Here is a 23177-nt window from a genome sequence, read left to right on the forward strand (position 1 = left end):
TCATATGTTCAAGAACAGGAGGCTAAGATGGATACTATTACAGCAATTATTCTGGCTATTGTAGAGGGGATTACGGAGTTTATTCCGGTTTCATCGACAGGCCACATGATTCTTACCACGAAACTATTAGGCTATAACGAGCAAGAGCCGATAATGAAGACATACGAAATTGTCATTCAGCTCGGTGCGATTCTGGCCATTGCGCTAGTCTACCGCCAGCGGGTTCTGAATTTGCTGGGGATCGGACGCAGCCGTCAAGGCAGAGGCGGTGTGATGCCTGCTTCACGTCTCAATCTGGTGCATATCATTCTCGGAATTGCTCCGGCGCTGGCCGTGGCATTTTTTGCCCGTGACTTTATCAAGGGGCTTTTCGGGGCTACGACGGTGTTATGGGCCCTGGTCGCCGGCGGGATTCTAATGATCGTTGCAGAATGGGTGAACAAACGCAAGATCCGTGTAACTGCGCATGAGCTTGATGATCTATCTTACGGGCAGGCGCTGGCTATCGGCATGTATCAGATTATTTCCGTACTCTGGCCCGGTTTCTCCCGCTCCGGATCTACAATCTCAGGCGGTATGCTGAGCGGTGTCAGCTATAAGGCTTCGGCGGATTTTTCCTTCCTCATCGCCATTCCGATTATGTGTGCGGCTTCGGGTTATGAGCTGCTGGATTCGTACAAGTATTTTACAAGTGATACTATCTGGGATTTTGCCATTGGATTCGTAATTTCATTTATAGTCGCTTATGTGGTCGTAATTCTGTTCATGAAGCTGATTCAAAAGATCAGACCGACGCACTTTGCGATCTACCGGTTTATCCTCGCAGCTGTTTTCTGGCTGTTTATTATGCGTTAATCTCCAAAAACTTGGTACCGGCAAGGATGTAACCGTTCATCACAAATTTCTTGCCGGATCGCTCAAGGCAACGGTATAGACACAGCGTGTTGACCCTAGGATTTTGAAACAGAATAGTAATTTACCGTTAAAGGCAGGAGTGAGCCAAGGTGCGTTTAGTATCCGTGAATCGGCTTCAGGCGGGAATGAAGCTGGGTAAAAAAATTTATAATGATGATGGACTTGTTCTGTTAGCGGACGGAATAGAACTTACGGATGCCTTAATTAAGCGGCTGGCTAGGATCGACATCGGCTATATCTATATAGAGGATGCCATCACGGAAGATATCGTAATTACTGGAATGCTGCATGATGAGACGCGCAATCAGGCGCTGAAGGTCATTAGGAGCCAGTTTCAGGATATGTCCGGTGCTTCCGGCATAACTAAAGGGTTCTATCATCTCGACAAAAAATTCTCCAAGATGATGGACTCCATTCTGGAAGACATGTCATCACTGGAGGACCCGATGATTATGCTGGCGGATATGCATACAGCTGACAACTATCTGTATGTCCATTCGCTTAATGTCTGTCTGTATACGCTGGTGCTTGGAATTGCCCATGGCTACAGCAAAGAGGAGCTGCGGGTAATTGGGCTGGGCTCGCTGCTGCATGACATTGGCAAAACGCAGATTCCGGTCAAAATCATCCAGAAGCCGGGGATGCTCAGCGACGAGGAATTCCGCCATATGCAGGCTCACACTGAAATCGGATACCGCATTCTCAAGGATGAGCCGAATATCCCGCTGCTCGCGGCGCATTGTGCCCTGCAGCATCATGAACGTATTGACGGCTCCGGTTACCCCCGCGGGCTGACCGGTCCGCAAATTCATGAATACGCCAAGTGGCTGGGGATAGCCGATTCCTATGATGCCATGACCTCGAACCGGATCTATAAAAAAGCGATGCTGCCGCATCAGGCAGTAGAGGCGCTGTATGTCGGATCAGGGACATTGTATGAGCAAAACCAGCTGGAGCTGTTCAGAGACCGTGTAGCGATCTACCCGCTTGGGCTCACAGTGAAGCTGAGCACCGGTGAGAGCGGCGTCGTGGTTAAAATTGATCCCAGTATCCCTCACAGGCCGGTTGTGCGGGTATTTGCCGGCCCCGAAGGTGAGGCGGTTATTCCCTTTGAACGGGATCTTGGCAGAGCACTTTCCGTTGTGATCATCGGCGTGTCAGATGAGGATCAATCAATGGTGAAGGTGACCTAACGGATGTTGGCGGCAGGGAGCTGTCTTTTCGGCTTCCTGCCGTTTCGCAGCGAGGAAGAAAGCTGGGTACGCAGCGGTGCGGCCTGCTTTCTTCCCCGCTGTTTTTTATACTCTTCCTAAAGAAAGGTTCCCCGGGCCGCAACAAAAGGATCCGGCAATTACACCGCTTGGAGCGGCATAATTGCCGGAAAGTGCAGTTTTTTTGCTGCTCGTGGTATGATATAGGTTAAGTCAACGTTCTTTTTGATTTATTTTGGGTTAATAATAAGGAATACGCACTAAAGGAGCAATAAGAAATGAGTATATTAGAACCATCCTCCACAACTGTCCGTGAACTGTCACCGAGCTACGATCCATGGGATCCGATTACTTCACTGCGCAAGCATGGACGGCATGTATTGACCAGTGTGGAGATGACGGTTACCAATCTATGCAACATGCGCTGTGAACATTGTGCGGTTGGCGACAGCCTGACGATGAAAGAAGGAGAAATGCTGCCGCTGAAGAATATGCTGGACCGCCTGGAGCAGGTAGAACATCTGCAAACGATCAGTATTACCGGCGGGGAGCCGATGTTCCGCGCATCGACGGTAGAGAATATCATCGTACCGCTGCTGAAATATGCCCGTGAGCGGGGCATACGTTCGCAGATCAACTCCAATCTGACTATGCCCTACGCCCGTTACGAGCAGCTGCTGCCGTATCTTGACGTGATGCATATCTCATTCAATTATGTGAACGGAGACGACTTCCATGAGGTAGGCTTCGCCAACAGCGGCCATCCGGTGTCACGTGAAGCGGCGTATCGTTTATATGACACGATGCTTGAGAATTCACGGCGGCTCAGTGAAGACGGTATGCTGATCTCAGCAGAATCTATGATTAACTACCGTACACACACCAAGCTGCCTCAAATTCATAAGCTGATTGGCGATATGGGCGCAAGACGGCATGAGGTGCATCCGATGTACGCTTCCAGCTTTGCCTCTTCGCTCCCTGTGCTGTCTCTGAAGGAGATGGGTAATGCCATTCATTCCCTGCTGGATCACCGCGATCCGGAGATGTGGATGCTGTTTGGCACTCTGCCGTTTTTTGCCTGCAGCTTCCTGGAGCAGGATCAAAAGCTGCTGCGCAGATTGCGTACCGAGAAGAATGTGACGCTGCGCAATGATCCGGACGGAAGAAACCGTGTGAATGTAAATTTATTTACAGGTGATGTGTTTGTCACGGATTTTGCCGATATTTCCGCCTTTGGCAACATCAGCACCAGCAAGCTGGATGACATTTTCGCCGAGTGGCAGACTAAGCATCCGCTTAATCAGAAAGTGAATTGCCACTGTGATGAAGCCGGCTGCTGCGGGCCTAACCTTTTGGTGGCTGATATGTATTATCCAGAGGTAGATTTTAAATCAAGGAAAGCGATCACTCTGTAGAAACGAGGCGTTGTTATAGTGGTGCATACGGAATTTGACATAGGAAGATTGCTGCTTAATCTTTTGCTGGTTCTGGTGCTTGTATTGTTGAATGGTATATTTGTAGCGGCGGAGTTCTCGCTGGTAAAGGTGAGACAGTCCCGGCTGACCCAGCTCGTTAGTGAAGGCAACAAGATGGCTGGATACGCGCTGAAGGTCAACAAAAAGCTCGATTCCTACCTGTCAGCGACCCAGTTCGGCATTACCCTCGCCTCTTTGGGTCTCGGCTGGGTTGGTGAGCCGGCCATTTCAGAGCTGCTGGTCGAACCGCTAATGTTTCAGCTCGGCGTTACCGATCATACACTGATTTCCACTGTGTCTGTCATTGTCGGGTTTTCCATTATTACATTTTTACATATTGTGCTGGGTGAGCTTGCTCCAAAGTCCCTGGCGATCCAAAAAACTGAAGGCTCCGCGCTGCTGCTCTCTGCACCGCTAATGTTCTTCTATAACCTGTTTCTGCCCTTTATCTGGGTGCTGAATGCATCCGCCAATGCTCTTCTTAGACTGGTGGGGGTTGAACCGGCCAGTGAAGCCGAGGCGGCTCACTCGGAAGAGGAAATCCGGATTCTGATGAATCAGAGCGCCAAGAGCGGTGTCATTGATAAAGACGAGATGAAGCTGATGGATAACATTTTTGAATTCTCCGATTTGCTTGCCCGTGAAGTCATGCTTCCGCGTACCGATATGGATGTGCTCTATAGCAATCTTACACTGGAAGAGAATATGCGGATCATTACGGAGACGAAACATTCGCGTTATCCGGTTGCCAACGAGGATAAGGACCGGATTATCGGCTTCATCCACATTACCGATCTGTTATTCGCACCTTTAGAGCAGCAGAATGATCTGGCTTCGCTGGTCCGCCCGATTCTGAACGTACCGGAGTCGATGGAGATCAGCCATGCACTGCGCCTGATGCAGAAGAACAAAGCCCAGCTTACATTGGTTGTCGATGAATACGGGGGTACAGCCGGACTTCTGACTGCTGAGGAGATTCTTGAAGAAATTGTCGGTGATCTGCATGATGAATTCGAGGACGAACGTCCGAGCGTCGAGCGCAATGGAGATTATATCTCAGTTGAGGGCCGGATGCTGATTGAGGATGTCAACGATCTTACGGGTGTGATTATTGAGGATGATGAGGTCGATTCCATCGGCGGCTGGCTGTTCAAAGAGCTGGAGGGCAATCCGTCCAAGGGTAAGCGGGTTGTTGTGGACGATGTCACCTTTGAAGTAGAAGAATCCACCCGATTGCGGATTACAAGAATCAATATCCACCGGGAAAAGCTACTTGTCAGTGAAGAGGACGATACCGGGACAGATGAAGAAAAGGAATAAGCTTTGATGATTTTGCCGGTTCATTGCAGCATGACATTTTAATAACCGTATCTTTGCATGGAGAAATCTTTCTCTTTGCAAAGGTGCGGTTTTTTTGCGTGGGCGTTCTGATTCCACCCCAGCCAGTCATAAATTAGTTACGAAGAGATGTGCGTTCAGAAGAAAAGTAAATCAAGTGAATGCTTTCTAAGCGTGGTTTGTACGAAGCTGAATCAAGGAAGTATTTGCTAACAAAACTTTGAGGAGGGTGTATCTATTGAACTCCCAGGAACGTGTATGGACACCGTATAGGGGACCATTTGACCCTTGTCCGCCGGTGCCGTTCAAAACGTATGTTGTGCCGCCTAACCAATTTATTGCCTTTCAGCCCCCGGGATTGCCGCAGTTTCCGTTACCTGAAGCACTAAGGGCGGGTACACTTTGGCCCGCGTTGTTCAGCCCGTATGAATCCAAAGCCGGCAAAGGAGGAATTTAGGACGATGGAAGCAAATCCTTGCGAGCCCCGTTACTATGAAATGCTGGAGCAGCTGCAGGTTCTGGATTTTGCCCTGGTGGAGCTTAACCTGTATCTGGATACCCATCCGGAGGACTTAAGAGCGATTGAACAGTTCAATCAGCTGACCCAGGAGCGCACCCGGCTGGCCAATCAATTTCAGGAGCTGTACGGCCCGCTGCAGAACTTTGGCCGCGCCTACTCCAAATGTCCGTGGGAATGGAGCCAGAGTCCTTGGCCTTGGCAGGTATAGCGGTACGCTGATCCCGGCGAAGCGGCTAGGCGAATAAAACTATAAGGAGGGTTCATTCCCGAATGTGGATATATGAAAAAAAACTGCAGTACCCGGTACGTGTCGGCAAATGCGATGTGCGGATGGCGCGGTATTTGATGGAGCAATATGGAGGGGCGGACGGGGAGCTGGCGGCAGCACTTCGTTATATGAATCAGAGATATGCGATTCCCGATAAGGTTATCGGCGTACTCACGGACATTTCAACGGAGGAGTTTGCCCATCTGGAGATGATTGCCACCATGATCTACAAGCTGACCAAGGATGCATCTGTGCAGGAGCTGGAGGCTGCGGGTCTTGGTCCTAACTACGCGCAGCGTGATCATGCGCTGTTCTATCAGAACTCCGCGGGTGTTCCTTTCACCGCGGCCTATATCCAAGCCAAAGGCGATCCGCTGGCTGACCTCTATGAAGACATTGCCGCTGAGGAGAAAGCCCGGGCTACATACCAATGGCTAATTGACATGACCGATGACGTCGACCTGCAGGACAGTCTGAAGTTCCTGCGCGAGCGGGAGATTGTGCATGCGCTAAGATTTAAGGAATCGGTGCAGATATTGATTGATGAGCGGGAGAAGAAGCGGGTGTTTTAGTAAGATGTATACATGAGGTAATTATTCAGAATGATAGAGAAGAGCCCAGAGAAGTATCTGCGGCTCTTTTTCTTCTGGTAACAGTTCAATGCAGTTTCGATCAGAGCCTTAAACCGTTCATAACGTAGGAGCGGACAGTAGCTACAAGTAGATCGGTTCGATCTTGTTCTCCGCTTATAAACCAGTAATGCGCAGCGCTATAGATCGCGGAACCTGTCATAGCCGAAATGAACCTGGTATGATGGTTGGCTGCCATACGCTGATGTTAAGCTTGGAAAGCAGGCTGTCAGCAAAAAAGCAGAAATAATGTTATTGGATGAGGATTTTCATAGAAAACTATCTTCGACAATGACATCAGCGCCAAGGAGAAAGCACGGGCGGGACCGGTTCATGCCCAATTGAAGGGTTTAACTATGCAACAAGCCGGTATTAGGGTATTCAAAAAGAGTTTTGATAACCTCAATAATTTTTCTTGCTTACATTGCGATGATCTCACGAACATGTTCCAGCGTTATGCTGTAATAACTTATCCTTTAAAATTTTATTTAAAAAAAGGATTAGAAGTTAACAAGAACAGACAACAAGGAGCGTGAAAGTTAGTGAGGTATCATCATCCATTTGTAAGGAGAGTATTGAGCGGCGTATTGGCAATGGCGGTTCTGCTCCCGCTCATCCCGCCCTCCCTTTCATTGTCATCGACCGTCTATGGGGATTCAGCGGAGCCTAGCGGTATCGTCATGGCAGAAGATTTCGAAAAGGTTAGCTTAGCTGACTTAACCTTTGACAGTGCGCGCATTTATAGCGGCAGTATGGCACTTGAAACGAATCCGAAATACGTTCGTAACGGGGTAAAGTCCTTGCGGATTGATTATGATTTCATTGGCGTAACAGATAATCCATCCCAAGTTGCGGTAGGGCCTGCAACGCAGTTGGCGTTAACAAACAGAGTTCCCAAAAAAATCGGGATGTGGGTATACGCCAATAACGAAGGACATGGTCTAACCTCTAAGTTCTACGTTTCAGCCACTGGAAAATCTAAAACGTATGAGATTAGGAGTGAAGAGATAGGTATAGACTGGAGCGGCTGGAAGTATGTAGAGGCTGAAATAGGGGCTGATTTGACGCTGCCGGGCACCCTGGCGTTCTACATCCAGATGAAAGAAAGACAAATGAGCAAAAAGAATAAAGGCTCGATTTGGATTGATGACGTAAGGCTCATATATGATGAACCGGTTGGTGAAGATATGGATGTCCCCGTATTAAGTCCAACTACACCCACTCCCAATCAAATCTTGAACGCCCCCGTCTCCGATATTATCCTGTCAGCGGATGATACTAAGTCGGGTATCGATCCAGACTCGATCCGGTTAACTGTGGATGGCCAGTCTGTTGCACCGTCGGCCTATGCATATGATCTGAATAATAAGGTGATAACCTATCACCCGGATATACCGCTGGGCGGCGGCTATCATCAAGTGCTGGCAGAGGTTAAAGATCTGGCCGGCAATCCGGCAGCAGCAGACTATGCTTTTAATATTGAGCATGGCGCCATGTTTACATTAGAAGCTCCAACGGAAGCTGTCAGCAACGAGACCTACCGGTTGAAGCTCAAGGCAAAGGATGTAGGCGAAGCCAAGCACGTGCATGCTAAGATCAAGTTCGATCCGGAGACACTGCAAGCGAATGCTATTAACGCACGTTCCGATTTAAGCAATGTGCAGACTACCATCGATAATGCAGGCGGTTATGTTGAGTTTAGTGCAGAGGGACTGCAAGGGGACCATGCAGATGCTCTGGTAATCATCGATTTCGACGTGAGTAGATCGGCGAAGATGGAACGTGGCGAGAAGTATAAGCAGATTGCCATGGTGGGTGGCGGTTTTGGGTATGGAGGCGGCACTTCGGTGAATTCCTTTGCCTCACCGGTTAATTATAAGATCGGGTTTCCGTACACTCTAAAAGTTAAGGGATCAGGCCTGCAAACACAGAATATAATCACTGTCACAACTCACGCAGGAGATCCGGTAGAAGGAGCGGAAATTGATTTTACCGATGCAAGCGGCCCTCAGACTTATGTGACCGTAACAGCTGAGGGTTCCACTATATATACGAGCGCTGATAGTTCGTCCGCAGTGTTGCTGGCGGCAGAGAAAAACGGGCAATTTTTCGCCGCAACAGGAAATACATCCGGATTCGTAAAAGTGTATCTGCCGGATGGAACCAAGACCGGTTACATACCATCCGCTGATGTACAGCAGAAGGATCTTACCGAAGGGTTGGGCTTGACGGATGCCAAGGGGGAGATCCATACGTCACTAGCTAACCTTGCAATTGGCACCTGGAAAGTGCAAGCGGTCAAGGATGGCGGTACCAGCGAGAGTATCCGCATGACCGTTGTTTCTCAGTTTGGTGGAGACAATCCCAAATATGTACAAACCTTTGTTACTGAAGATATGCGTACGATGATGAGTGTAGGGTGGCAGACGGCACCTAGAGTTCAAGAAACATCTATCCAATATGTGAAAGATAGCGATTTGGTTAATAGTGACTTGACTAATGCACCAGAAAAAGCGATAGAGCAGCTTGCGCTTTCTGATGTGGAGGTCATTCATGAAGTCGCAGGTGGGCCTCTGGGCGAAATTAAGTTCCATAAATCATTGGTTACTGGCCTCGAGTCAGGTACGGATTATCATTACAGAGTCGGCTATGAAGGACATTGGAGCACATGGTACGATTACAAGACATTGGAGGCAGTACCGGATCATCCCGTTTCTTTTGTATTTGTAACCGATTCGCATACCAAAGGTGATAATGGGCTTGCAATTTATCAACAATTGATCAGCAATGCTTTAACTCATTATCCGGACACCCAGTTCATTATGCATGGCGGCGATATGGTTGACGATGGGTCGGTCTTGAATGAGTGGAACCAGTTCTGGGAAGCTTCATCGATCTACGCATCCTCTATTCCTTCTAGTTACACAATGGGGAATCATGATGTTAAAGGGGAAGGCAAAGATATTTTTGCCAAGGGATTAGATCTTCCAAATAATGGGCCTGATATCCAGAAGGAGTATGCCTATTCGTTCGATTCAGGTGAGGTGCATTTCATTGTGCTGAACTCCGAAGCAGACGAAGTAACCATGGACAAGCAAGCAGCATGGCTTCGTGAGGATATTCAGAAAAGCAATAAAAAATGGAAGATTGTTATGTTCCATAAACCTGCTTATCATACCGAAGATGGACGCGGCAATATGATCGAATATACACAAACATATTTTGCCCCTATTTTGGAAGAATTGAAAGTAGACTTGGTGCTGGAAGGCCACGACCACGTGTACGCGCGCACCTATCCAATGAGCGAAGGGAAGCCATTGTTGAACGGAGAGCAGGGGACTGTCTATTTGGACGGAGGCGCATCTGGCTGGAAGTTCTACGATGGAACAAAATATGAGTATCTGAATTTCATGTTTGACGATGATGTTCCGGTATACTCTGCAATTCAAGTTAGCCATGATAAAATTATAATTCAAGCCCGTACTACGGAAAGCGAAGAATTGATCGACAACTACACGATTGAGAAGAAGGATGAGCTAAAGGTGACTTCCGTAGCAGTATCACCGGCCCAACTGACGTTAAATGTCGGTGACGAGCGTGGGACTGTACTTACCGCTACCTATAGCGATAACTCCTTTGCCGATGTCACGAATCAAGCAACATGGATTTCTTCGAATGAGAGTGTAGCTACGGTAGATGCCAAAGGCATCATTCACGCTGTTGGAATTGGCGGGGCTACAATCCAGGCGGGTTACGGCAACATGTCGCCAGTCAATATTTCTGTAACCGTTCAGGCCGAAGGTACGGTTCCTGTTCTGCTTAAGCTGACAGCCGATCCAGGCACTCACACATTGCAAGCGGGTCAGACTGCTGCTTCTGTTATCACGGCAGTATATGACAATGCAGTGAATACAGTTGTAACGGATCAGGTCATTTGGACGACTTCGGACCCTGCCATTGCCACGGTATCGGGTGAGGGTGTTATTACGGGCGTTGCAGCGGGTGAAGGGGTAACGATCACGGCTTCGTTCGGCGGCAAATCAATTGCGATTCCAATTGTGGTTACTGAGGTTCCAATTCTGACCTTAGTTGATCTGGCTGTAACCCCTGCTTCGCTCTCTTTGAAAGCAGGTCAAACGCAAGCCTTGTCGGTGACGGCGAAGTATTCGGATCTTTCTACTGCCCTTAAGACCTTGGATACGAATTATGTATCGAGTGCGACTTCTGTGGCTACTGTGAGTGAAACAGGGGTAGTGACAGCAGCTGGCACAGGAACGGCCTCAATCGTAGTATCTTTTGGGGGAATCAAGAAGGAGATTTCGGTTTCGGTAGCGGCGGCCACAGGCAACAACAATGGAGGCACGACACCGGCAGCAACACCGACACCAACATCAACATCAATGCCGACAGTAACACCGATACAGACACCGACGCCGACACCAGCTGTAACTGCCGAGCCTGCGAAGCCAACCGGAGCGAAACCTGTGTTCAACGATAGAGTAAACATTGATAAGGTTAAAGCTATCGTGGCGAAAGAGCGAACAGCTTCTGTTGTTAAATTCCCGGACGTACCTGCAGCTCTGTGGAGTGCAGCGTTCGTTGAACGCGCGGTCCTGATGGGGATTGTAACTGGCTATGCGGATGGTTCATACCGTCCTGACGCCAAAGTAACACGCGCTGAGTTTGCTGCAATGCTTGTAAAAGCCTTTGGTGTGACAGCTTCGGGGGGGACCGGGTTCTCCGATACGCAAGGGCATTGGGCTTCGGAAGCGATTGTTGCGCTTCAAGCTAATGGAGTGATTATGGGCTACGCCGATGGTTCGTTCCATCCCAAGCAGGAGATAACCCGTGCGGAGATTGTGACTATGCTGGCTCGTCTTACGAACTATGTTACTAGCACATCGACGCAATTTTCCGACGTCTCTACGAACTGGGCAGCAGAGCAAATCAATGCCTTTGCTAATGCAGGTATCATATCGGGTAAAGGCAACGGAGCGTTCAAACCGAACGAAGCTGCTTCCCGCGCCGAATCAGTAGTGATGATCATCCGTCTCTTGGATAAGGTCCTTGCACCATAAGAAGCAGTTCAATTTCTCATAGCATATGGGGCGAAAATGGTTATTGTGGATTTAAATGACTAAGGCTTATGTAAACAAGCTGAACAAAACGAGCAGCCCAAGCCGGGCTGCTCGTTTTGTTGGTTGTATCAGGGCGATCCGCTGGCCGGCCTCTATGAAGACATCGCCAATCTTAGAGAATGGATAAGCTCACAATTTTATCATCTACAATGCTGAAGTGATATTCCAGCAATAACGGATCGGGTAAACCTGTTTTGTCATAAGTTCCATCCAACTTGCATGTTACAACAACCTCATCCTTATTTTCTTTTACTGCTTTTGGCTCTAACGTTACGTTTGCTCCAAAAATTGATCACTCCATTTTTTAATCGCTTTTTGGCCAATCCGTTTTTTTCCTTCATCCAACACAACGGCATCTTCTGAAAATAAATTTACAAATGATTCCAGATCGAGCTTATTTGATGCATCAATAAATGTACTGATCGCAGCAGGGATTTAGTTTGAACAATTAAACTGTCGGAATGGTACCGCCATCAATGACATATTCGCTTCCTGTAATAGATGCTGCACGGTCAGAAACCAAAAATGCAACCAGCTCAGCGACTTCTTCAGGTAATCCCGGCCGGCCAATTGGAATACCTCCGAGCGAATCCATAAGGTGCTGGAGCGCACTTTCTCTGCTTCCTGTTGTAGTTTGCATCCGATTAATTAACGCATCTGCTGCCTCAGTTTGAATAAAACCAGGAGACAATGAATTAATCCGAATGCCACGGGGAGAAAATTCATTAGAAAGTCCCTTGCTGTAATTAGCGAGAGCAGCTTTAGCTGCTGCATAAGCTAATGTAGTTTCATAAAGGGGCAACCTTCTTTGGATTGAGGTGAAATGAAGAATAACACCTGATTTATTTCCCAGCATTAATGGAATAAGGCCGCGATCAAGCCGGACTGCAGCCAGAAGATTCCAATTTAAGGCCTGCAGCCAATCGTCATCGCTAAGAACAAGAGCGCCACCTGGCGGAGTAGTTGATCCGCCTACACAATGGACAATAATATCGATACCGCCAAGCTGTTCTTTCACTGCTGTAATCACTTGCTCTACCCCTTCAGGTGACACAAGATCAGCTTGAACGAATTTAACCGAATGTGCCATGTCAGCAGAAACGGAACGGGCCGTTGTCAGGACTGTTGCTCCGCTGCTTGCAAGTCTATTCACAACAGCTTGTCCCATTCCTTTTGTTCCGCCCGTTACAAGCACTTTCTTGCCTTTAAATTCTGTGGCCGAGTACTCAAATGATCTACTCATATCTTTACCTCCTTATTATGAATAACTGAATTTGTGTGTTCAGCGCTCTGTCCCTTAAACCTTTATGTAATGTTCAAGAGGAGCTGGATATAATATTACACTTGACTCTTTTATAACGTCCAATTTATTATATTCATAAAACTTATGAATAATATTAATATAAAGAAGGTCATGTTATGGAGCTTACACAATTAGAGTACTTTATGACTGTTGCACGGTTAGAACACATGACGATGGCTTCAAAGGCACTCGGCATTACCCAGCCAGCGCTAAGTCATGCGATTGCCAAACTTGAGAACGAAATCGGCGCTCCCTTGTTTGAGCGCAATGGGCGAAATGTGAAGCTGAACCGTAATGGCGCAATGTTCTCTAGATGGGTCGGCAAAGCATTGCAAAATATTGAAAACGGCGTAAAAGAAATCGAAGAATGGTCTAATCCGGATACGGGGGTTATTACTTTATCCTATCTCAATATTCTTGGCGTTGACTTAATTCCCCATTTAGTCCGAAGTTACCAATTAGACTATCCCAAAGTCCGCTTTGAATTGACACAAGGAAATCTTGGAGATATAGATGATCATTTGGAACAAGGCCACTCGGATCTTATGATTACCTCGAAGGAATCTACTTTAGACAATCATAAATGGGTGGTTATGCAAAATATACCATTGTTTATTGTTGTATCCTCCCAGCATCATTTAGCGAATCGTCCGGCTTTGAGTTTGGCAGAGCTGTCGGGCGAACCATTCATTGGTTTGAAGAATAACTGCGGATTAAAAGCGACGATTATGTCACGTTTCCAACATACTGGTTTTGTCCTTGATTCGGCGTATGAAGCCGAGGACTTAATCACAGTAGCCGGATTTATTAAGTCAAATCTCGGTGTATCTGTCCTGCCTAAGACTATGGGCTTGATGTTGGATGAACTTGTGTGGATTCCGATTACTGATGAGGGCTGGTATTGGGAAATAGGCTTAAAGTGGAGAGAGGATCGTCATATTTCTCCAACTGCCAAGCGGTTTATTGCATACATTGAAAATGAGCAGCAACGACTTGATTGATGCCACGGTTAAGGCCGTTTCTTATTGAGTGGTAATGGCCCGCTGGCTGATTTGTACGAGGACTATCAAAAAGAATCAAACAGCGCCTTATTCGGGTTGTTTGATTCTTTTTGATATTTGTCTTGATGGGTTGTACAGATATTCAGCTCTTATACGTTATAGCCGAAGCCCAGGATCGTGAAGCATTTGTCCTCATCACCAGCGGACATTCTTATTTCTATCACATGCTCCAAGTTAAGCTCATTCTGGTACAGGATAACCGGGTTGCAATGTGTCCAGTTGTTCTCATGCGGATCAGCAGTGATAACCAGTTTGCCATCGACGAGAATGTCCGCTTTTCCAAATTCGGGACTGCCTGAATTCTTGTATACCAGAATAAGGTTTTTGCTTGTTATCGTCAGCTTGAAGCTGTCCTGTCCCGAAGCAGCCTCATGCATCCAGTTATGCGGAAATTCTGGGGTCCCGTAAGGGTTCGTACGCTGCCCTATACCTGCCTTGGGCCGGAGGAGAGCTACAGTACGGGACGGGCGTAAGTTCAGATGCGTTTTTTGATGTGATAGACAATGAGCAGCATTAGCGGGAATACGATGGAATAAGTGAAGTCCCAGTCTACCCAGTAGGCGGGGACTTCTTTGACGTAGAAAATAATATCTTTTGCAATCAGATGGGTCAGCCCGTAAAGCAAAAATGCCACCGGAAAAATTAGGGGACGGTATGATTTCAGCTTCAGCAGCTGGGCGGTCCCTAAGACAAAGGCGTAGAAGTAAAGCGCTGTTTTGAAATAGGTGCTAATAATCCATGTGGTAGCCATTAATGCCTCAAGCCGCTGCAGAAAATTGCCGATGTTGATCCTTTGGGCAAGAATATAGGCTGCATAGAAGTTGTGCTCGGAGAAATAAGCGCCCAACACCGTCAGGGAAAGAAACAAAATAAGGTTCAGTCCAACCCCTCCGATGACCAGGGCGATGAATATATCCCGGCTTGTATTGCTTTGTTTTTTGGCATAGGGATACACCATTAAAAATACGCATAATTCCCCAAACGGATAAAATACCCCGAAAAAGACCGTGTGCAGCAAGTCAGGAAACGGTGTATTCATAATCGGATAGATCTGCTCTATACGCATATCGGGAATCAGCAGAGCGAGCAGACCGATCAGAAAAACCGTAAAGAAAGGGAGGAAAATCTGGGCCGCCCGTCCCAGGGTTTCCAGACCCAGTCTTAAGCCATACACCAGCAGAAAAATGGCCATGAAACGGATAACTCCCCCGGGGGTCGCCTCGTAAACCTGTGTGCACATAAAATCTTCAATTTCCCTGACATAGGTAGAGGCAGCAATGAGAAAAAAGATTAAATAACTCAGAGCTACCGCTCCACCCACCCATTTTCCTAAAATTTGTTGTGAAAGCTCGATAATTGTTTTATTAGGATCAATATTGGCTGTAGTTATCATCAGCTTTAGGGTTGCGAGACCCAAGGGAATACTAATGAGGCCGGCGATCCACGCATCTTCGTGAGCTCCTGCTGTCATTATCGAAGGATATACAAGCGCCATGTCCCCAATAAGAGTGAAAAGCCCGAGTACTATCATTTGAGCTGTACTGATCTGGTCCTTTTCAAGTCTCATGTGATTCCTCCGTATCTGCTGCAAGCCCTCTTAAGCGTTTCAATATTATTTTCCTTAGCATGCAATATCCTTCCATAATTATGCATCCTAAACATAATAGAGGTGGAAACGGACGGGATAATTATCAAATTCCGCATCATACTAAGGACAGTTTGTTCACGATAAACGGAGGTTACTTTATGGAAGATATCCTTAGGAGCCCATTGTCACACCGGCTAGAGGATAATCAGAAGCAGCTATCCCAATTGCTCGGGAAAAGCACCGATCTGATAATCAAAGAATTACAGCTGGATCCATGTACGCAAATTGCAGTGATCTATATAGATGGTCTTGTAGACACGCAGGTGCTGCATAACTCTATTCTTTTTTCCCTTCAGGAAGGCTGTGCCCCGGAGCTGCTGCGGGATCTTGATGCCGGACAGAAGTTTGAGCTTCTGCAGAAACGTATCCTAATCGCAGGAGATCTATCTGTTACTGATGATTTAAGTCAATTTGCGTATCAGCTGATGTCGGGCAATGTGATGGTGCTGGTGGACGGAATATCTAGTGCCCTGCGGATCGGGCTTCCCGGGTGGGATGACCGGAATGTAAGTGAACCCAGCTCGCAATCGGTTGTGAGGGGGCCGATGGAGGCGTTCACAGAGAATATGAGAACGAACACGTCATTGATCCGAAGAAAAATAAAAGACAGTCACCTGTGGCTCGAAACCTTCCAGATCGGCAAGGTGACGCAGACCAGCGTGTCCATTATGTATCTCACTAATCTCGCAAGCCCTGACTTGGTGCTGGAGGTAAAGCGCCGACTGGACCAAATAGATACAGACAGCATTCTGGAGAGCGGATATATCGAGGAATTTATTCAGGATAAGACTGCCACGCCTTTCCCGACGATCTATAACACTGACCGGCCGGATACCATCGCGGCGGGAATTCTGGAAGGGAAAGTGGCGATTCTTGTGGACGGAACGCCGTTTGTCCTGCTGGTGCCTTGCTTTTTTGTCTCCTTTTTCCAATCTGCCGAAGATTATTATCAGCGGTCCGATATTGGCACCTTGCTGCGGTTTGTTCGCTTTCTTTCTTTTTTTATTACGATGCTTGCCCCCTCTTTTTACGTGGCGGTTACTACGTATCATCAGGAGATGATCCCTACCAGTCTGGTCATAAGCCTTGCCGCACAACGGGAGAGCGTCCCGGTTCCGGCATTCGTAGAGGCGCTGCTTATGGAATTGACGTATGAGATTCTCCGGGAAGCGGGCGTGAGAATACCGAAAAATATAGGGCAGGCCATCTCTATCGTCGGTACGCTGGTCATTGGCCAGGCGGCCGTTGCGGCGGGTTTTATCTCATCGGCGATGGTTATTATTGTATCCATTACGGCCATTTCCAGCTTTGTCATACCGGAGTCGGGCATGGCTATTGCTGCAAGAATGATTCGTTTTGTATTTATCGTGCTGGCTGGTTTTATAGGATTGTACGGGATATTGTTTGGCGTGTTTTTGATTGTGCTGCATTTGGCAAGCCTTCGTTCATTCGGCATGCCTTATATGAGTCCGATCGGACCATACGAATCGAAAGATCTGAAGGATTCGATCTTCCGATTTCCTTGGCCGCTTTTAAAGACAAGGCCGGCTAACATGAAAGTACAGAATCTAAATCGTCAAGACACTTCCAAAGGGAAGGAACCGATTTATGAGCCCAATAAAAAGTAAAGTCCTTCGGCTGCTGCTTGCCCTTCTCATTCCCCTGCTGCTTAGCGGTTGCTGGGAAAGAAAGGAATTAAATGAAATAGCCTTTATTCTGGGAATGGGACTGGATAAGGCAGAATCCGGCTACAGGGTCACGATGCAGGTGGTTATTCCTTCTTCGATTTCTTCACAGACAGCTGGAGGAACAAGCGGCGGCGGGGTACCAGTGGTTGTATCCAGCTTCACAGTGCCCACGATCTATGAATCGGACCGGCAATATACTCTCATCAGTTCGAGAACCGCCTACAAAGGGCATATCCGCGTACTGGTGATCGGAGAAGAGCTAGCCCGGGCAGGTATCGCTGAGATACTTGATGTACTGAAGCGGAGCCGGGAGCCGCGAAATGATTATTACGTCATGGTCGCGAAAGGGACCACAGCGGAAGAAGCGCTGAAGGTTCTCACCCCGCTTGATAAAATACCGGCGAATAAATTGTTTAGTTCCCTGGACAAATCCTACAAGATATCAGCCAAAACAACTGCTGTCTCCCTTAACAAGTTCGTTGATGATCTGCTCTATGTAGGAATTAACCCGGTGTTGACCGGAGTGGAGGTGGTTGGCAATGCCAGCGAAGGCGACAAGATGAGCAATCTGGAACAGAGCGTACCTAAAGCCAGTTTGAAATACCGTAGCTTAGCTGTATTTAAGAAAGACAGGATGGTCGGGTGGTTAAGTGATGAAGAGACAAGCGGCTACAATTACATCACCGATAACGTTGTCAAAACCTCAGGTAATTTAATAGGGGACGACGGCCGGCCTATTGTTATTGAAGCGATACGGACAACCACTAAACGGAAAATGAAGATGGTCGGCGGCGAACCGCATATTTATATTCATGTAAAGGCGGAGTGCAATGTGCAAGAAGTCCATAGCAAGGATAACATGGAGGCAGAGAGTGTGATTAGACAACTGGAAAGGAAATCGGAAGAGCGGATAATTCTGCGGATGGAAACTGCCGTCAAGCAAATTAACGAGCGCTACAATGTGGATATCATGGGCTTTGGGCAGATGATCTACCGTGCCAATCCTAAAGCTTGGGCCAGGCTGCAGCAGACAAAGGGGGATAATTACCTGAAATCGCTGCCTGTCCATTACAAAGCCACCATGACGATTAACCGGATCGGTATTACAGACAAATCTTTTATTGACGATGTCAAGGAGTGAGCGAAATGTTGCTGCTGTTATTTCTGGCTATTGCGGCTGTCTGTATAGCTGTCGATGTGCCTTTGCTAAAGCAGGGAAGCAAGACCCGGGATTTGCTGGTCTGGGGCATGCTCTGGATCATGGGCATTGGTGCGACCGTCTGCTTCTTGTACAGAATCAAAGTACCAAGCCCGCTCCTTCTGGTCATGCTGATCTATAGGCCCGTTAACAGCCTGTTTGAATCATGGTTTTATTAGGTTGTCGGAATTGTTAAAACCTTTAGTATGCGCTTGATTAATTGACCATAGGAAACTTGCCTAAAATGGTCTGAAGCATTGAAAGAGGCGAGCCGTACTGCTTTTGACCACTCTTTTTTTATGATCATTGCGGGTGTAGCTGTATTTTTGGCGGCAGCGTCGATATTCGTGCGGTTAGCCGGAGGGCGGTCCAAGGCTCATGATCTTTTAAAGCTTTAGCGCTGGGCACCAGGAGATGAGGAGAGGAGAAAGGGAATAACGCAAAAAAGCCACTTCACGGTGTGAAGTGGCCCGATATACCGTTCCTCTATTATTGACGCAATGTCTTTAGCGCTCCGCTCCAGGCCAGCACTTGATCAAGCATCGCGTTTACATTTGCGGTATGCAGATCAGCCGGTTTGAAGACTGTACCGTTCTCGAAGTCTGTAAACAAGGACAACAGCGGGTGTACCCGGACATCCGCAACCTGCAGTTCACCGAGAATTCCACGCAGGTGTTCAGCGGCGCGTACACCGCCTGCAGAACCATAACTTACGATACCTGCAGCTTTATTATTCCATTCATCACGGGCAGAATCCAGTGCATTCTTGAGTGCTCCCGTAAGGCTGTGATTATATTCCTGGGCAATGAATACGAATCCGTCGAGTGTGGCAAGCTTTGCTCCCCAAGCCTGAGCGGGTGCGTAATCATCACTTTCACCAAGCAGCGGCAATTTGAAATCAGCAATGTCTACGATTTCATAGTTGGCATCTCCGCGAGCGTCTGCGATTCCTTTTACCCATTCACCTACTTGCGGACTTACCCGCCCTTGACGAGTGCTGCCTAGTATAATACCGATGTTCAACTTTGTCATTTGAATTACCTCCTGAGATATTTGTTAGTTTTAGTTTCTAATAACTTATGTGTGTTTATTATAGCATATTACTTTTTTAAAGCAAGTGGTTTTTAGAAACTATTAATTTCTGAATTTGCGAAAGAAATTACTAGAGTGTGTTTCAAACTGAAAGAGCTCTGGGGAAGCAGGGATAATAGTATTGAAAGTAGGGTCCCTAAAAAAGCCCGCAGCAGGTTCGTTTCTCGTGACGGACTCAGGAGACGCTATGGAGAGAAAAACCCCTGCTTATTCTCTTTTGCGGACCCAGACGACACCTTATCTGTTCTGCATTCTATCTAAAAACGGCCATCAGGGAGGAATAACTGCGCTGGAGTCCGTTGTCCTACTGTTACAGGAAAAAATGCCCAAATAGGTGCAACTCGGTCCGTTTATGCTCAGAGCCAGGAATACACTTTCCGGATACGGACGCACTCACGCCTTCGGAAGAAGAGCGGAATCACTATTATAATTCTTTTATTTTGGGATTGGCTGTGACTACAGATAATGTTTGGACTTCCCTATCTAGTAGCGAAACGGCATTCTCCGCGTGTGATCAGAAAAGGGTACCGTATCCATGATTCCTTAGGGCATACAGCAGCAGGTTTTGATGGCGGGTGAAGCGGTTTGAAGACACACTCTAGGCATAATATAAAAAAATCCGCCAAATCGGCGGATTCTGATGCTGCTTATTGATCAATCTCAATGTCTCTATAATATTCGTCTTTGAGAGTTTCCCAATGCTGTTTGTCTTCATCGGTAATGGTTCTAAGCACTTTGCAGGGGTTGCCTACAGCAATAACATTATCGGGAATATCCTTGGTGACTACGGCCCCGGAACCGATGATCACGTTGTTGCCGATGTTGACACCGGGATTTATTACTGTATTTGCGCCGACCCATACGTTGTTTCCAATAGTAATCGGTTTGCCAAATTCGAGCATAGTATTGCGGACTTCCGCATCAATGGGGTGGCCGGCAGTATATACACCTACCCTTGGACCAAATAACACATTGCTGCCTATGGTTACGGGTGCCACGTCAATGATGATGCAGTCATAATTTGCATAAAAGTTATTGCCGATTGTGATGTTGCAGCCATAATCGCAGCGGAAAGGGGGCTCAATATGCAAGGATTCCCCTGTAGAACGGAATAATTCCTTGATCAATTCCACTCTATATCCTAACTGTTCTTCTGTACTGTTGTTGAACAAACGGGTGAGCATTCTGGATTTCTTATGGTCTCGGGCTAATTCCCCGCCTCCGGCAAGGTACAGCTTGCCCGCTAGCATGTTTACTTTGTTTGTCGCCATGATTTCGGCCTCCTGAAGTGTTCTTTATTATCTTTACTGCAAGATTGCCGCCAGAATTACCGGCGTTTCTCAATAAGCTGTAAAGAGTACGTCATGCTGTCGAGTGTGATGGCAATAAGGCCGTTCATGTAATCATCATCAGGATCATCCAGCAGGATAAGCTGAGGCATATGTTCTGCGGGGATGATCTCCAGGCAGCTTTCCAGAATCTGCTGCACATCTTCTTGTCTGAATTGCTCTCCTGTAAGTGCAATGGTCCTCGGATTAATAACCGCGGTCAAGGAAGCTACAGCATGCACTGCCAAAGGGAGAAAGGTATCATCTCCACCTAAGCGGATGAACTGCTCTTCCCGGGAAATTCCAAAGGGCAAAAAAGAAACTTCGCCAGCAAACCGGGTATTTCCCTTGTGAATATGTCCGTCGATTATAATCCCCGAGCCCGGAAAGCTGCCGCGGATAAAGGTCAGCACCACGATGGTTTTGTCTTCATCATAGGACTGTTTGTTGTAGAATCCGTAGGCGGTGAGATTCATATCATTTTCTACAGTGACCTCGACGTTGTACTTCTCCTTAAGCAGTGATTCCAGCGGAACATTGATTAACGAATGGATGTCACAAATATTAATAACACCTTGATGAACAAGACCCGGAATACCGATGCCAACGGCCTTAATATTGTTATATTTCTGTGTGAGCGTTGCGACCAGATGATCAAAGCTTGCCGCGTCGATAAGCTCGGGTTCCAGCAGACCCTGTTCCACAAGTTCACCGGTTGAATTCGTTACCGCAAAAGTTAAGGATAACGAGCCGTCCTCCGTTTTGGCATAGATGCAGGCAATATAGGAGAAATCGGCATTGTACAGGAAACGCCTTGCCGGACGTCCTCCGCTGGAAGCTTCCAGCTCGGTTTCAATAACCTCGCCGGTTTCGACCAGCTCATTGAGGATGTTTCCGCAGGTCGCTATACTTAATCCTGTAACGCTGGCTACCGCAGCCTTTGTGCCTTGCTTCATCGCTTTTAAGGCTTCCTTGATCAGCTCCTGATTGATCCTTTTGACGCGAATGGAATTGTTTGCGATCTGATTCATTGGGTGCATCCTCCATACCTTTGACACTTTCGATATTGGTTATTAAAAGTATTATAAATAACATACCCTGAGTTTTTGCAATTGTCCAGTGAGCCAAAGAAAAAAGCAGCCCTCACCAGGACTGCTGTCTTAAGATCTCAACACCAAATGGACTCTAACGGCTATTCCCGCCGGTATTTATCCCGGTCTGCTTCTATAATTTCACGGATGACCCGGCAGGGATTGCCGGATGCTCCCTTAGCAAATTGGTAAAATAGACCTTTAAATTTTACCATACGATTTCTATTTTATTCAAATAGGATGGAATTTACAGGTGAACTGATCTAAAATAAAAGTTGTGTACAAAACAACCGGAGCCATTAGAGCCGGATCTATGGAGAGGAGCAGTGTGAAATGAAGTATCGCAGATTGGGTGGAACAGGGCTTAAGGTCAGTGAAATCAGCTTGGGAAGCTGGCTGACTTACGGCGGTTACGTGGAACGTGAGAATGCCGTTAAAGCCATTGAAACCGCTTACGGATTGGGTATTAATTTTTTTGATACGGCCAATGTATATGAAAAAGGAGCGGCGGAGAAAGTGCTGGGCGAAACTTTACGCGGATTTCCCCGCGAGTCCTATGTTCTGGCGACCAAGGTTTTCGGCGTTATGGGGGAGGGGCCCAATGACCGCGGATTGTCACGCAAGCATATTACCGAGCAGTGCCATGCCAGTCTGAAACGGCTTGGGGCTGAATATGTGGACATTATGTACTGCCACCGCTATGATCCGGAAACTCCTATTGAAGAAACACTGCGGACACTGGATGATCTGGTCCGTCAGGGCAAGGTGCTCTATGTGGGTGTAAGTGAATGGACGGCAGCGCAAATGGCGGAAGCACTCGCGGTCGCCGACCGTTACCTGCTGGATCATATCGTTGTTAACCAGCCTATTTATAATATGTTCGAACGTTATATTGAGAAAGAAATCATTCCGCTCGGCCAGCGCAAAGGAATCGGACAAGTTGTCTTTTCCCCGCTTGCCCAAGGTCTGCTGACGGGTAAATACAGCTCCGTCTCTGATATTCCTGAGGACAGCCGGGCAGCTAAGCTGGACTGGATGCGCAAAGGGATAACGGATGAGAAGATTGTCAAAGTGCGTCAGCTTGAGGGTGTTGCGGCTGAACTGGACATTTCTGTCGGCAATTTGGCGCTGGCCTGGATTCTGCGTCAGCCTAATGTGGCAAGCACGCTGGTCGGTGCAAGCCGTCCGGAGCAGGTTGAGGAGAATGTTCTGGCCTCAGGCATAGAGCTCTCCGGGGATATTGTGACCAAGATTGAAGAGATTCTGGGCTAAAG

20 protein-coding genes are annotated in these 23177 nt (G+C 47.5%); 13 read left to right on the plus strand and 7 right to left on the minus strand.

From position 1 onward, the window contains the following. Positions 1–27: 27 nt before the first annotated feature. The 8 genes from AC3WT9_RS31775 (at position 28) to AC3WT9_RS31810 (ending at position 11434) form a co-directional block, all read left to right on the plus strand. Positions 28–855, plus strand: a complete 828-nt coding sequence (locus AC3WT9_RS31775; RefSeq protein WP_038588572.1) for an undecaprenyl-diphosphate phosphatase — start codon at positions 28–30, stop codon at positions 853–855. Between the two features lie 149 nt (positions 856–1004). Further along, a complete protein-coding gene (locus AC3WT9_RS31780) occupies positions 1005–2108 on the plus strand; it encodes an HD-GYP domain-containing protein (RefSeq protein WP_341091372.1) in 1104 nt (367 codons plus the stop codon). A 296-nt stretch (positions 2109–2404) separates the two neighbouring features. Beyond that, the gene (gene yfkAB / locus AC3WT9_RS31785; RefSeq protein ID WP_341091373.1) at positions 2405–3541 is read left to right on the plus strand and encodes a radical SAM/CxCxxxxC motif protein YfkAB; all 1137 of its coding nucleotides are present in this window, start codon (positions 2405–2407) and stop codon (positions 3539–3541) included. Positions 3542–3562: 21 nt separating this feature from the next. Then, a complete protein-coding gene (locus AC3WT9_RS31790; RefSeq protein WP_438496475.1) occupies positions 3563–4921 on the plus strand; it encodes a hemolysin family protein in 1359 nt (452 codons plus the stop codon). Between the two features lie 256 nt (positions 4922–5177). After that, positions 5178–5396: a spore coat associated protein CotJA gene (locus AC3WT9_RS31795; protein WP_341377872.1), complete on the plus strand. Its 219-nt coding sequence runs from the start codon at positions 5178–5180 to the stop codon at positions 5394–5396. Positions 5397–5400: 4 nt separating this feature from the next. Continuing rightward, a complete protein-coding gene (locus AC3WT9_RS31800) occupies positions 5401–5667 on the plus strand; it encodes a spore coat protein CotJB (protein WP_038588588.1) in 267 nt (88 codons plus the stop codon). 62 nt (positions 5668–5729) lie between these two features. Further along, on the plus strand, positions 5730–6299 hold the full coding sequence (locus AC3WT9_RS31805) for a manganese catalase family protein (RefSeq protein ID WP_341091374.1): 570 nt from the start codon (positions 5730–5732) through the stop codon (positions 6297–6299). Positions 6300–6931: 632 nt separating this feature from the next. Beyond that, positions 6932–11434 (plus strand): S-layer homology domain-containing protein, encoded by a 4503-nt coding sequence (locus AC3WT9_RS31810; RefSeq protein WP_492408695.1) that lies wholly within the window; start codon positions 6932–6934, stop codon positions 11432–11434. A gap of 330 nt (positions 11435–11764) precedes the next feature. Here the strand turns inward: AC3WT9_RS31810 and AC3WT9_RS31815 are convergent, their stop codons facing one another. Continuing rightward, positions 11765–11929, minus strand: a complete 165-nt coding sequence (locus AC3WT9_RS31815) for an SgcJ/EcaC family oxidoreductase (protein WP_445745022.1) — start codon at positions 11927–11929, stop codon at positions 11765–11767. A 13-nt stretch (positions 11930–11942) separates the two neighbouring features. Further along, positions 11943–12737: an SDR family oxidoreductase gene (locus AC3WT9_RS31820; RefSeq protein ID WP_341091377.1), complete on the minus strand. Its 795-nt coding sequence runs from the start codon at positions 12735–12737 to the stop codon at positions 11943–11945. A 176-nt stretch (positions 12738–12913) separates the two neighbouring features. Between AC3WT9_RS31820 and AC3WT9_RS31825 the strand changes: the two genes are divergently transcribed. Then, a complete protein-coding gene (locus tag AC3WT9_RS31825) occupies positions 12914–13798 on the plus strand; it encodes a LysR family transcriptional regulator (RefSeq protein WP_341377875.1) in 885 nt (294 codons plus the stop codon). Between the two features lie 149 nt (positions 13799–13947). On the opposite strand, the gene AC3WT9_RS31830 is transcribed toward AC3WT9_RS31825, so the two are convergent. Next, positions 13948–14235 carry a hypothetical protein gene (locus AC3WT9_RS31830; RefSeq protein ID WP_341091379.1) on the minus strand — a complete coding sequence of 96 codons (288 nt, stop codon included), beginning with the start codon at positions 14233–14235 and terminating at the stop codon, positions 13948–13950. A 98-nt stretch (positions 14236–14333) separates the two neighbouring features. Then, the gene (locus tag AC3WT9_RS31835) at positions 14334–15425 is read right to left on the minus strand and encodes a GerAB/ArcD/ProY family transporter (protein WP_341091381.1); all 1092 of its coding nucleotides are present in this window, start codon (positions 15423–15425) and stop codon (positions 14334–14336) included. A 179-nt stretch (positions 15426–15604) separates the two neighbouring features. On the opposite strand from AC3WT9_RS31835, the gene AC3WT9_RS31840 reads away from it, so the two are divergent. From AC3WT9_RS31840 to AC3WT9_RS31850, 3 genes are read left to right on the plus strand one after another with little or no spacing between them, the layout of a single operon-like run. Further along, positions 15605–17134: a spore germination protein gene (locus tag AC3WT9_RS31840; RefSeq protein ID WP_341091382.1), complete on the plus strand. Its 1530-nt coding sequence runs from the start codon at positions 15605–15607 to the stop codon at positions 17132–17134. Then, a complete protein-coding gene (locus tag AC3WT9_RS31845) occupies positions 17115–18335 on the plus strand; it encodes a Ger(x)C family spore germination protein (protein ID WP_341091383.1) in 1221 nt (406 codons plus the stop codon). The genes AC3WT9_RS31840 and AC3WT9_RS31845 overlap by 20 nt, the downstream gene beginning before the upstream one ends. Before the next feature lie 5 nt (positions 18336–18340). Next, complete coding sequence (locus AC3WT9_RS31850) at positions 18341–18571, plus strand: hypothetical protein (protein WP_341091384.1); 231 nt, start codon at positions 18341–18343, stop codon at positions 18569–18571. Positions 18572–18881: 310 nt separating this feature from the next. On the opposite strand, the gene AC3WT9_RS31855 is transcribed toward AC3WT9_RS31850, so the two are convergent. From AC3WT9_RS31855 to AC3WT9_RS31865, 3 genes are all read right to left on the minus strand, one after another. Continuing rightward, positions 18882–19424: an NADPH-dependent FMN reductase gene (locus AC3WT9_RS31855; protein WP_076113308.1), complete on the minus strand. Its 543-nt coding sequence runs from the start codon at positions 19422–19424 to the stop codon at positions 18882–18884. Positions 19425–20131: 707 nt separating this feature from the next. Further along, on the minus strand, positions 20132–20755 hold the full coding sequence (locus AC3WT9_RS31860; protein WP_341377876.1) for a sugar O-acetyltransferase: 624 nt from the start codon (positions 20753–20755) through the stop codon (positions 20132–20134). A 56-nt stretch (positions 20756–20811) separates the two neighbouring features. Continuing rightward, complete coding sequence (locus tag AC3WT9_RS31865; protein WP_341091386.1) at positions 20812–21843, minus strand: ROK family protein; 1032 nt, start codon at positions 21841–21843, stop codon at positions 20812–20814. 393 nt (positions 21844–22236) lie between these two features. Between AC3WT9_RS31865 and AC3WT9_RS31870 the strand changes: the two genes are divergently transcribed. After that, positions 22237–23175, plus strand: a complete 939-nt coding sequence (locus AC3WT9_RS31870) for an aldo/keto reductase family protein (protein ID WP_341377877.1) — start codon at positions 22237–22239, stop codon at positions 23173–23175. Positions 23176–23177: the final 2 nt, after the last annotated feature.

Source organism: Paenibacillus sp. EB106-06-01-XG199 (assembly GCF_058791575.1).